Source organism: Janthinobacterium aestuarii (assembly GCF_046113285.1).
GTDB lineage: Bacteria > Pseudomonadota > Gammaproteobacteria > Burkholderiales > Burkholderiaceae_D > Janthinobacterium.
The window spans coordinates 2390964-2403108 of sequence record NZ_CP142524.1; the positions used below are offsets into that span (position 1 = coordinate 2390964).

The 12145-nt window shown below is 63.6% G+C and carries 9 protein-coding genes; 8 read left to right on the forward strand and 1 reads right to left on the reverse strand.

All coding sequences use genetic code 11. From position 1 onward, the window contains the following. Positions 1-71: 71 nt before the first annotated feature. The 6 genes from prpC to OX462_RS10850 all read left to right on the forward strand — a co-directional run bounded on the left by prpC (position 72) and on the right by OX462_RS10850 (position 10027). Positions 72-1226, forward strand: coding sequence for a bifunctional 2-methylcitrate synthase/citrate synthase (gene prpC / locus OX462_RS10825; RefSeq protein ID WP_070313487.1), 1155 nt, complete (start codon positions 72-74; stop codon positions 1224-1226). An 11-nt stretch (positions 1227-1237) separates the two neighbouring features. After that, a complete protein-coding gene (acnD, locus tag OX462_RS10830) occupies positions 1238-3832 on the forward strand; it encodes a Fe/S-dependent 2-methylisocitrate dehydratase AcnD (protein ID WP_409028740.1) in 2595 nt (864 codons plus the stop codon). A gap of 120 nt (positions 3833-3952) precedes the next feature. Beyond that, on the forward strand, positions 3953-5152 hold the full coding sequence (prpF, locus tag OX462_RS10835; RefSeq protein WP_409028396.1) for a 2-methylaconitate cis-trans isomerase PrpF: 1200 nt from the start codon (positions 3953-3955) through the stop codon (positions 5150-5152). Positions 5153-5296: 144 nt separating this feature from the next. Then, positions 5297-6832: an MBOAT family O-acyltransferase gene (locus OX462_RS10840; protein ID WP_121669877.1), complete on the forward strand. Its 1536-nt coding sequence runs from the start codon at positions 5297-5299 to the stop codon at positions 6830-6832. A gap of 12 nt (positions 6833-6844) precedes the next feature. Continuing rightward, positions 6845-8071 carry a hypothetical protein gene (locus tag OX462_RS10845; protein WP_070220946.1) on the forward strand — a complete coding sequence of 409 codons (1227 nt, stop codon included), beginning with the start codon at positions 6845-6847 and terminating at the stop codon, positions 8069-8071. A gap of 15 nt (positions 8072-8086) precedes the next feature. Further along, positions 8087-10027: a propionate--CoA ligase gene (locus tag OX462_RS10850; protein ID WP_409028397.1), complete on the forward strand. Its 1941-nt coding sequence runs from the start codon at positions 8087-8089 to the stop codon at positions 10025-10027. A gap of 35 nt (positions 10028-10062) precedes the next feature. Here the strand turns inward: OX462_RS10850 and OX462_RS10855 are convergent, their stop codons facing one another. Next, a complete protein-coding gene (locus OX462_RS10855) occupies positions 10063-10776 on the reverse strand; it encodes a S24 family peptidase (protein WP_070220944.1) in 714 nt (237 codons plus the stop codon). Between the two features lie 149 nt (positions 10777-10925). Between OX462_RS10855 and OX462_RS10860 the strand changes: the two genes are divergently transcribed. Next, positions 10926-11339: a FeoC-like transcriptional regulator gene (locus OX462_RS10860; RefSeq protein WP_086142938.1), complete on the forward strand. Its 414-nt coding sequence runs from the start codon at positions 10926-10928 to the stop codon at positions 11337-11339. A gap of 25 nt (positions 11340-11364) precedes the next feature. Then, positions 11365-11907, forward strand: coding sequence for a DnaJ-like cysteine-rich domain-containing protein (locus OX462_RS10865; protein ID WP_034783962.1), 543 nt, complete (start codon positions 11365-11367; stop codon positions 11905-11907). Positions 11908-12145: the final 238 nt, after the last annotated feature.

Genomic DNA, 12145 nt, shown 5'->3' on the forward strand with positions numbered 1-12145 from the left:
TAAGCAAAAAGCAGGGACCGCATGCCGGTCCCGCAGTGACGCACCCGAGACTATTCAATCTGGAGAACACAATGACCGCACCGCAAGCCGCCACTTTCAAGCCTAAAAAATCCGTCGCCCTGTCCGGCGTCACCGCCGGCAACACGGCGCTGTGCTCGGTCGGCAAGACCGGCAACGATTTGCATTACCGCGGCTACGACATCCTGGACGTGGCCGACAGCTGCGAATTCGAGGAAATCGCCTATTTGCTGGTGCACGGCAAGCTGCCGACCTCGGCGGAACTGAAAGGCTACAAGGCCAAGCTGAAGTCCCTGCGCGGCTTGCCGTCGGCAGTGAAAGCGGCGCTCGAAGCGCTGCCGGCCGCCGCCCACCCGATGGACGTGATGCGCACGGGCGTGTCCGTGCTCGGCTGCACCCTGCCGGAAAAGGACGATCACAACGCGCCGGGCGCGCGCGACATCGCCGACCGCCTGATGGCGTCGTTCGGCTCCATGCTGCTGTACTGGTACCACTACAGCCATAACGGCAAGCGCATCGAAGTGGAAACGGACGACGACTCGATCGGCGGCCACTTCCTGCACCTGCTGCATGGCGAAAAACCGTCGGCGTCGTGGGAAAAAGCCATGCACACGTCGCTGATCCTGTATGCGGAACACGAATTCAACGCGTCGACCTTCACCAGCCGCGTGATCGCCGGCACGGGTTCGGACATCCATTCGGCCATCACGGGCGCCATCGGCGCGCTGCGCGGCCCGAAACACGGCGGCGCCAACGAAGTGGCGCTGGACATCCAGAAGCGCTACGACAATGCCGACGAAGCGGAAGCGGACATCCGCGAACGCGTCGCCAACAAGGAAGTGGTGATCGGCTTCGGCCACCCCGTCTACACAATTTCGGACCCGCGCAATAAAGTCATCAAGGAAGTGGCCCGTTCGCTGTCGCAGGAAGCGGGATCGACCAAAATGTTCGACATCGCCGAGCGCCTGGAATCGGTCATGTGGGAAATCAAGAACATGTTCCCGAACCTGGACTGGTTCTCGGCCGTGTCGTACCACATGATGGGCGTGCCGACGGCGATGTTCACGCCGCTGTTCGTCATCTCGCGCACCTCGGGCTGGGCTGCCCACATCATCGAACAGCGCATCGACAACAAGATCATCCGCCCGAGTGCCAATTACGTGGGCCCGGAAGACCTGGAATTCGTGCCAATCAAGGACCGTAAATAATGAGCACCCCCATGAATACCCTGTACCGCAAGTCCTTGCCGGGCACCCAGCTAGACTATTTCGACACGCGCGCCGCCGTCGATGCGATCCAGCCAGGCGCCTACGCCACTTTGCCCTACACCTCGCGCGTACTGGCGGAAAACCTCGTGCGCCGCTGCGACCCGGCCACCCTGGACGCTTCGCTGAGCCAGTTCATCGAACGCCGCCGCGACCTCGATTTTCCCTGGTTCCCCGCCCGCGTCGTCTGCCATGACATCCTGGGCCAGACGGCCCTGGTCGACCTGGCCGGCTTGCGCGACGCCATCGCTGCCCAGGGCGGCGACCCGGCGCTCGTCAACCCGGTGGTGCCCACGCAGCTGGTGGTCGACCACTCGCTGGCCGTCGAATGCGGCGGTTTCGACCCCGACGCCTTCGCCAAGAACCGCGCCATCGAAGACCGCCGCAACGAAGACCGTTTCGATTTCATCGACTGGACCAAGAAAGCGTTTAAAAACGTCGACGTGATCCCGCCGGGGAACGGCATCCTGCACCAGATTAACCTCGAGCGCATGTCGCCCGTGATCCAGGTGCAGGACGGCGTGGCCTATCCCGACACCCTGGTCGGCACGGATTCGCATACGCCCATGGTCGACGCGCTGGGCGTGATCGCCATCGGCGTGGGCGGCCTGGAGGCCGAAAGCGTGATGCTGGGCCGCGCTTCGTGGATGCGCCTGCCCGACATCATCGGCGTCAAGCTGACGGGTAAACCGCAGCCGGGCATCACGGCCACGGACACGGTGCTGGCGCTGACGGAGTTCCTGCGCAAGCAGAAGGTCGTCTCCTCCTACCTGGAATTCTTTGGCGAAGGCGCATCGCACCTGACCCTGGGCGACCGCGCCACGATCTCGAATATGGCGCCGGAATTCGGCGCCACGGCCGCCATGTTCTACATCGATGCGCAAACCATCAAGTATCTGAAACTGACGGGCCGCGACGACGAACTGGTCAAACTGGTGGAGCTGTACGCCAAGGAAACGGGCCTGTGGGCCGACAGCCTGGTGGACGCCCAGTACGAGCGCGTCTTGAGCTTCGACCTGTCGTCCGTCGTGCGCAATATCGCCGGGCCGTCGAATCCGCACAACCGCGTGCCGACGTCGGAACTGGCCGCGCGCGGGATTTCCGGCGTGGTGGAAAACGAACCGGGCAAGATGCCGGACGGCGCCGTCATCATCGCCGCCATCACCAGCTGCACCAATACGAACAACCCGCGCAACATGATCGCGGCCGGCCTGATCGCGCGCAATGCGAACCGCCTGGGCCTGACGCGCAAGCCGTGGGTCAAATCGTCGCTGGCGCCCGGCTCGAAAACCGTGGAGCTGTACCTGCAGGAAGCGGGCCTGATGCCGGAGCTCGAAGCATTAGGCTTTGGCGTGGTCGCTTTCGCCTGCACCTCGTGCAACGGCATGTCGGGCGCGCTCGACCCCGTCATCCAGGACGAAGTGGTGTCGCGCGACCTGTACGCCACGGCCGTCCTGTCGGGCAACCGCAACTTCGACGGCCGCATCCACCCGTACGCGAAACAGGCTTTCCTCGCCTCGCCGCCGCTGGTGGTGGCCTACGCGATTGCCGGCACCATCCGCTTCGACATCGAAAAGGATGTGCTGGGCCATGACGCGGACGGCAAACCGATTCTGTTGAAAGATATCTGGCCGTCGGACGAGGAAATCGACGCCATCGTCGCGTCCAGCGTCAAGCCGGAGCAGTTCCGCAAGGTGTATATCCCGATGTTCGCCGCGCAGGCGGATGACGGCATCAAGGTCAGCCCGCTGTACGACTGGCGTCCGCAGACGACGTATATCCGCCGTCCGCCGTACTGGGAAGGCGCGCTGGCAGGCGCGCGGCCCTTGAAAGGCATGCGTCCGCTGGCTGTCCTGGGCGACAACATCACCACCGACCACTTGTCGCCATCGAACGCCATCATGCTCGATAGCGCGGCCGGCGAATACCTGGCGAAGATGGGTTTGCCCGAGGAAGACTTCAATTCCTACGCCACGCACCGGGGCGACCATTTGACGGCGCAGCGCGCCACGTTCGCCAACCCGACCCTGAAAAACGAGATGGTCATCGAGGACGGCAAAGTGAAGGCCGGTTCGCTCACGCGCATCGAGCCGGAAGGCAAAATCTCGCGCATGTGGGAAGCCATCGAGGTGTACATGGAGCGCAAGCAACCCCTGATCATCATCGCCGGCGCCGACTATGGCCAGGGTTCCTCGCGCGACTGGGCCGCCAAGGGCGTGCGCCTGGCCGGCGTGGAAGCCATCGTGGCCGAAGGTTTTGAACGCATCCACCGCACCAACCTGGTGGGCATGGGCGTCTTGCCGCTGGAATTCCTGCCTGGCGTGAACCGCAAGACCCTGGGCCTGGACGGCAGCGAAACCTACGACGTCGTGGGCGAGCGCACGCCGCGCTCCACCTTGACCCTCGTCATCCACCGCAAGAACGGCGAGACGGTCGACGTGCCCGTCACCTGCCGCCTCGATACGGCGGAAGAGGTGTCGATCTACGAGGCGGGCGGCGTGCTGCAGCGATTTGCCCAGGATTTCCTCGAATCTTCGAAAGCCGCGTAACGGCAGGTCGGATTAGCGCTTGCGCATAATCCGACCTTATCTGCCAAAACGCGCCAACAATGTGTCGGATTACGCGCGGCGATGCCCCGCTGATCCGACCTACCTCTTCCAGGAAAACTCATGACCCACGTACCCCAAATCAAGATCCCCGCCACCTACATGCGCGGCGGCACCAGCAAGGGCGTGTTCTTCCGTCTGCAGGATTTGCCCGCCAGCGCGCAAGTGCCGGGCGCGGCGCGCGATGCGCTGCTGCTGCGCGTGATCGGCAGCCCCGACCCCTACGGCAAGCAGATCGACGGCATGGGCGGCGCCACGTCGAGCACCAGCAAGACGGTGATTCTGGCGAAAAGTACGCAGCCGGAGCACGACGTCGACTACCTGTTCGGCCAGGTCTCGATCGACAAGCCTTTTGTCGACTGGAGCGGCAACTGCGGCAACCTGTCGGCCGCCGTCGGCTCGTTCGCCATTGCCAGCGGCCTGGTGGACGCGGCCCGCGTGCCTGCCGACGGCATCGCCACGGTGCGCATCTGGCAAGCCAATATCGGCAAGACCATCATCGCCCACGTCCCCATGACGCAGGGCGAAGTGCAGGAAACGGGCGACTTCGAACTCGATGGCGTGACCTTCCCGGCCGCCGAAGTGAAGCTGGAATTTCTCGACCCGGCCGCGGACGAGGAGGGCGGCGATGGTGGCAGCTCGGCCATGTTCCCTACCGGCAATCTCGTCGATGACCTCGACGTGCCCGGCATCGGCGTGTTGAAAGTCACGATGATCAACGCGGGCATCCCGACGATTTTCGTCGATGCGGACGCCATCGGCTACACGGGCACGGAACTGCAGGACGCCGTCAATGGCGATCCGGCCGCGCTGGCCCGCTTCGAGACCATCCGCGCGCATGGCGCGCTGCGCATGGGTTTGATTTCCCATCTTGATGAAGCGGCGAAGCGCCAGCACACGCCGAAGGTGGCCTTTGTCGCCAAACCGGCCGGCTATGTGTCGTCGAGCGGAAAAAAGGTGGAGGCGGGCGACATCGACCTGCTCGTGCGCGCTCTGTCCATGGGCAAGCTGCACCACGCCATGATGGGCACGGCGGCAGTTGCCATCGGCACGGCGGCGGCTATTCCCGGCACCCTGGTGAACCTGGCAGCGGGCGGCGGACCCCGCAACTCGGTGCGCTTCGGCCACCCGTCGGGCACCCTGACGGTGGGCGCGCAAGCGCAGCAGGTCGATGGCCAATGGCGCGTCACCAAGGCCATCATGAGCCGCAGCGCGCGCGTGCTGATGGAAGGCAGCGTGCGCATTCCCGGCGACGCGTTTTAAGGCCAGGTAGGCCGATGCGCAGGCAGATCAGTTGATATTTCTGCTAGCAAAGAAACGGAGCGACAAGGAAAATGGGGGAGCGTCAGCCGCGATGCGTGCAGCGCAGACGCTGGCGACCTCCCACACTTCCCGACGGGTGAACTGATGTTATTTAACTCTTACGTCTTCCTGTTCGCGTATCTGCCCATCACGGTGGCCGGTTTTTTCATCCTGGGACGGCGCAGCGAATTATGGGCTGCCGCCTGGCTGGCGTCGTCGTCGCTGTTCTTCTACGCGTACTGGGATTACCGCTACCTGCCGCTGTTGCTGGGCTCCGTCGTCTTTAACTATGGCTGCGCGGCCTGGCTGGCGACCAGCCCCCGGCCGCGCAAGAAATGGATACTGGCTGCCGCCATTGCCGCCAACCTCGGCTTGCTTGCCTACTATAAATACGCGGGATTTTTCGTTGCCAGCCTGGCGCAATTGCTGGCGCAGCCAATTCCCGCTTTGCACGTGATTCTGCCGATTGGCATCTCGTTTTTCACGTTTACGCAGATCGCCTTCCTGGTCGACACCTGCAAGGGCAAGGCGCAGGAAAGCCGCTTCGTCCACTATCTGCTGTTCGTCACGTATTTCCCGCATCTGATTGCCGGTCCTGTCTTGCATCACAAGGAAATGATGCCGCAATTCGCCGACCGGCGTACCTTCCGCCTGTCGGCCAGCAATATCGCCATCGGCAGCACGATTTTTTTCATCGGCCTGGCCAAGAAGGTGCTGATTGCCGACAATATCGGCGCCTATTCGGCGCCCTTGTTCAGTGATCCCGCCGCGCCATCCTTGCTGATCGCCTGGGCTGGCGTGCTCGCGTATGCCTTCCAGCTGTACTTCGATTTCTCCGGCTATTCCGACATGGCCATCGGCTTGTCGAGACTATTTGGCGTGCGGCTGCCGCTGAATTTTGCTTCGCCCTATAAAGCGCGCAATGTCGCGCAATTCTGGCGCCGCTGGCACATGACCCTGTCGCGCTTCCTGCGCGACTACCTGTATATCCCGCTGGGCGGCAACCGCTGCGGGCCCGTGCGGCGCTACCTGAACCTGATGATCACCATGGTGCTGGGCGGCCTGTGGCATGGCGCCGGCTGGAATTTCATCGTCTGGGGCGCGCTGCATGGCGCTTACCTGGCGATCCACAAGGCCTGGAGCACGGTGACGCGCAAGCTGCACCTGCCGTCCGGTACGCGCGTTGGCAACATCCTGGCGACGGCCCTTACTTTCATTGCCGTCTGCGTCGCCTGGGTCTTCTTTCGCGCACCCGACATGGCAACCGCCCTGACAATCATCCAAGGCATGGCGGGCGGCTTTGGCCTGGATTTGCCCGATGCGCTGGCGCCCCATTTGCTGCCGCTTCAGCCTGTGCTGGCCGCCATGGGCATGGGCTATTACCTGGGCGGCGGCACGGTGTTCATTGAAAGCTGGACGTGGATAGCGGTGGCAGCGCTGATTACTTTTTCCATGCCGAATACGCAGCAGATCATGCGCCACTTTGATCCGGCGCTGGATTTTCCTGCCGGTGGGCGACACCTGCGCGCCTGGCTCACCTGGCGCGCCTCGCCTGCGTGGGCGACCGCCATCGCCGTGCTCGCGCTGGCGAGCATGCTGGCCCTGAACCGGCCCGCTGAATTCCTGTATTTTCAATTCTAGAAAGGGCGCATCATGACGGCATCCCCTTTCAAATCCTATCTGGCCGTACTGGCGCTGGTGCTGGCGGGGGGCGCCGTGCTGGCGGGCGCCTTCGTTTTCGTTGTCGACCCTTATGGCCTGTATGGCGTCGTCCGGCGCGATAATTTCAATGCCGTCAAGCCGGGCCTGAGCCGCTACCAGAACCAGATCAAGCAGGAACATGCGCTGCGCAGGCAGCCGCGCTTCATCATCCTCGGCAATTCGCGCGCGGAGATCGGCTTCGATCCGCGCGCCAGCGCCTTGTCGGCGCTGGGCGCCGGCTACAATCTGGCGATTCCGGGCACGGGCCTGGCGACATCCGCCAGCCAGTTTGCGCAACTGCGCCAGGCCGGCGTCCGGCCACGCACGGTCATCGTGGGCATGGAATTCATCGATTTTCTCAATCCCGCCGTCGCACCGTCCGCACGTGCTGCGTCAGCGGCCGCCGCGCCGGCGCATGGCCGCGCGTTCTGGCGCTTCGATGCGCTCTTTTCGCTGGCCTCCGTCAAGGATGCCGTGCACACGCTGCGCATTCAGCACGACGATGAGGCGGCCACCTTGTCGGCCGATGGCTTCAATCCCTTGCTGGAGTACGGCGCCCATGCGCGCCGGGATGGCTACCACAAGATGTTCACGCAGCGGGCGCAGGAAAGCGCCGCCAGCTTGCGCCGCAAATCGACGCGGAGCCTTGCCACCGAAGACTTTCGATTGCTGCGCACCTTTTTGCTGGCGATGGCGGCCACCGAGGCCGATATCAAGCTGGTGATCTATCCGTATCACGCGCAAATGCTGGCCATGTTCGAGGCTGCCGGGCTGTGGCCCCTGTTCGAAGTATGGAAAGCACAGCTGGTGCGGGAAATTGGCGCGGTCAAGGCGCGCTACCCGGATGCGCATATTTCCCTCACGGATTTCAGCGGCTATGGCGCATACAACTGCGAGCCGATACCCGCCGCCAATGAGCGCGGCACTGCCACGCGCTGGTACTGGGAGGCCGGACATTTCAAGAAGGCGCTGGGCGATATCGTATTGCAGCGCGTGATGTCGCCGCAGGATGTTGCGCCTGGCGATGGGCAGTTTGGCATGCCGCTCGATGACGCCAGCCTCGAGCAAAACCGCGCGCGGATCGCGCAGGAACGCAACAGTTGCGCGGCGGCGCAGCCGGCATTGTTTTCAAGGCAGCTGCTCGCCACACAGCATGGCCACACTGGAGGAAGCAGATGAACAGATAAGCAGAACATGCACGAACAAAAAAACACAGATTGCACGCATACCGGAGGAGACATGAATTTCGCAGCATTTTATCAACGCTCGATCGACACGCCTGACGTTTTCTGGCGCGAGGAAGCGGAAAAGATCGACTGGAACACCCCGTTTTCGCAAGTGCTCGATTATTCCCGCCCGCCGTTCGCCAAATGGTTCGTCGGCGGCACCACGAATTTGTGCCACAACGCCGTCGACCGCTGGGTGGACCGCCAGGGCGATGCCGCCGCGCTGATCGCCATTTCCACCGAAACGAACACGGAGCGCAGCTACAGCTTTCGCGAGCTGCAGCGCGAAGTGGAGCGCTGCGCCGCCATATTGCAGTCGCTGGGCGTGGTCAAGGGCGACCGCGTGTTGATCTACATGCCGATGATCGCCGAGGCGGCGTTTGCCATGCTCGCGTGCGCGCGCATCGGCGCCGTGCATTCCGTGGTGTTCGGCGGCTTTGCCGCCAACAGCCTGGCCAGCCGCATCGACGATGCGCAGCCAAAATTGGTGTTTTCCGCCGATGCCGGTTCGCGCAATGGCAAGGCGATTGCCTACAAGCCGCTGCTCGACGAAGCCATCCGCATCGCCGCGCACAAGCCGCAGCATGTGCTGCTGGTCGACCGCCATCTGGTGCCGATGGAACGGACGCCTGGCCGCGACGTCGATTACGCGGCCCTGCGCGAACGGCACCTGGACGCGCAGGTGCCAGTCGCCTGGCTCGAATCGAACGAGCCGTCGTACGTGCTGTATACCTCGGGCACGACGGGCAAACCGAAGGGCGTGCAGCGCGACGTGGGCGGCTATGCGGTGGCGCTGGCGTCGTCGATGCAGTACAACTTCTGCGGCAAGCCCGGCGAAACCTTCTTTGCCACCTCGGATATCGGCTGGGTAGTGGGACACTCCTACATCGTCTACGGCCCGCTGATCGCCGGCATGGCCACCATCCTGTACGAGGGCTTGCCCATCTGTCCCGATGCGGGCATCTGGTGGAGCATCGTTGAAAAATACAAGGTCACGCGCATGTTCTCTGCGCCGACGGCCATCCGCGTGCTGCGCAAGCACCCGGTGGAACTGATGCGCAAATACGATTTGTCTTCCCTGAAGGCCCTGTACCTGGCAGGCGAGCCGCTCGATGAAACCACCTCGCAGTGGATCGCCGACGAACTGAAGGTGGACATCATCGACAATTACTGGCAGACGGAGACGGGCTGGCCCATCCTCTCGGTGGCCAAGGGCATTGCCGACACGCCGACGCGCCTGGGCAGCCCCGGCCAGGCCATGTACGGCTACCGCGTCAAGCTGCTCAACGAGGCGACGGGCGAGGAGTGCGGCGCCAACGAGAAGGGCGTGCTGGTGCTGGAAGGCCCGCTGCCGCCCGGCTGCATGCAGACGGTCTACGGCGACGACTCTCGTTTCGTCGACACCTACTGGTCCACCTTCAGCGGTCGTCAAGTGTATTCGACCTTCGACTGGGGCGTGCGCGACGCGGACGGCTATTACTTCATTCTGGGCCGCACGGACGACGTGATCAACGTGGCCGGCCACCGCCTGGGCACGCGCGAAATCGAGGAAAGCATCACCAGCCATCCGAACGTGTCGGAAGTGGCGGTGGTGGGCGTGGAAGACAAGCTCAAAGGCCAGGTGGCGATGGCCTTCGTGATCCTCAAGGACCCGCAGGGTTTTGACAGCGTCGAGGCGAAAACAGCGCTGGAACGCGAAGTGATGGCCGTGGTCGACCGCCAGCTGGGCGCCGTGGCGCGGCCCGCGCGCGTGCTGTTCGTGGCGCAGCTGCCGAAGACGCGCTCGGGCAAGCTGCTGCGCCGTTCGATCCAGGCCATCTGCGAAGGACGCAGTCCGGGGGACCTGACGTCGATGGACGATCCGGCATCGCTGCAGCAGATCCAGGCAGCATTGGCGTCAGCGCCATGATGGGAACGAAGTTTATCAATCGATAAACCTCGTTCTCAGATCCGGTCGCTTTCCTTGCGCACAACCCTGCCGACGATCAGGCATTCATTGCCGCGGCACAGCTTGCGGTGGTATTTGCGCTGGTCGGGGTTGTCCGACGTCAGCCACCATTCGCCGATGTCGCGCGCCATGCGCTTGACCACCGGTTCGCCTTCGTAATTGATGGCAAACACGATGCCGTCGGCCGGCCGGTTGTCGGCCGTATTGATGATCACCACATCGTCCTCGTACAGGGCCGGCTCCATGCTCTCGCCCTTGACCTTGATCGCCACCAGTTTTTCAGGGTGGTAGCCATTGCGCTCGACCCAGCTGCGCGGCACGCTGATGGTGCTGCCGTCGTGCGTTTCCGGTTCGATGGCAAAGCCCGTGATGCCGGCCGACAGGCGCAGCTTCACCTTGCGGATCGGGTAGAAGCGTTCATCTTCGCCATCTTCCACGACCACGGGCTGCACGCCGGCCAGCGCGCGCGCGGCCATGGCCGCCTGGTCGGGCGCCGCGCCCTGGTCGAAGTACATGCTGTCCAGCTGCAGATCCGCTTCCAGCTTGCGCGCGATCTTTTCGCTGAACGCGCGTCCCTCGCGGTAGGTGGGCGAGAGGATTTGCGAGATGCGCGCCTCGCTCCAGCCGCTGACGTCGGAAATTTTCTTGCGCGTGTTGTCGTAGTGCTCGCGGATCAGGGCCAGCAGGCGGTCGCGTCTGTATTGATACATATTCATCTCCACATTAAACCTGAAATTTACCGTTTGATAAATTACCAAATGCTTGACTTTAACATTAGCGATTGATAAAGTCCAATCGTTGCCTGTCGCAAACGCACTACAGCGTTTGCCGGTTGGCGACACCACGGGAGGTCAGGCAGATGTTGAACAGCAGTCAGTCGGTTGAAAGCAGGGCGGTGCCGCGGCAGGGGCGCCAGTTACAGGGACGCAGCAAGAAGTCGCAGCTGCATATCGCCCGCATCGCGCAGTACATCCGCGAGCAGGGCCAGGCCAGCGCGGCGCAGTTGTCCGCCTTGCTGGGACTCGACGCGGGCACCATGAGCCGCTATTTGCGCCACATGTGCGGCATGGGGCAGATTCATCTGGCGCAGCGCCATTGCACGGAGCCGGGACGCCAGCGGCCCGCCCTGTACGCGCTGGGCGAGCAGGACGACGAGGTCGACGGCTGGGCCGAACTGCCGCCGCAGGTGCGCCGTACGGCCAGCTGGCCACGCGGTGCGGCGCGCCGCGATCCGCTGGTGGCGGCCCTGTTCGGGCCGGCGCGGGAAAACTAAGACAAGAATCAACGAGGAGAAAATCATGGGGTTTGCAGAAAAATTCATCGCATCGCTGTCGTCGCAGAACCTGCGCGACGATGCCGTCCACCACGACCTGGACGTGATCGCGGCCGCGGCGCTGGCCGGCGACATGGGCGCCTTGCTGTGCCGCGTCAAATACGCGGACGGCACCGTCAGCCGCCTGTTCGAGGGCAATGCCGGCAACCTGGCGCAGCTGCTGCGCGCCTGGACGGCGGCCGTGACGCAGAAGGGCCGCGCACGGCGCTGGGTCAAGGCGCAGACGGCCTGGGATGCGCAGGCCGCCAATACCTTGTACCGCCGCGTGGCCGAAGCGTCGCTCGCGCATTGGCTCGACAGCAAGTGCAAGGTTTGCCACGGCACGGGCGTCGTCGCCGCCATGCAGGCCGGCGCGCCGGTCGTCTGCAAGGCGTGCCACGGCGCCGGCGAAGCGGCCATCAGCTGCTCCGGCGGTTTCGAGCTCGAACGCATCAAGGACATGGTCAGCGAGCTGGAAGGCATCTTCCAGTCGCACGGCGCCCGCGCCATGCGCCGCCTGGGGCACTGAAAAGTTTTTTTGCAATATGCCTGGCGCTGAAAAAAACGCCCCTACAATAGAGTCTCGATCACGCAGCAACAGAAACACCGGCAACACCGCAGGACCACATGCTTCTCCACTCGTAATAGACGCGCCTCTGGCGCGACACCGATAGGGGAAATCAGCGCAGCGAACGGCCTTCATGGCCCCTTCGCCCAACATCCATCCGGCATGGCCCCATGCCATCCGGACGCCAGCCCGCCGCCTC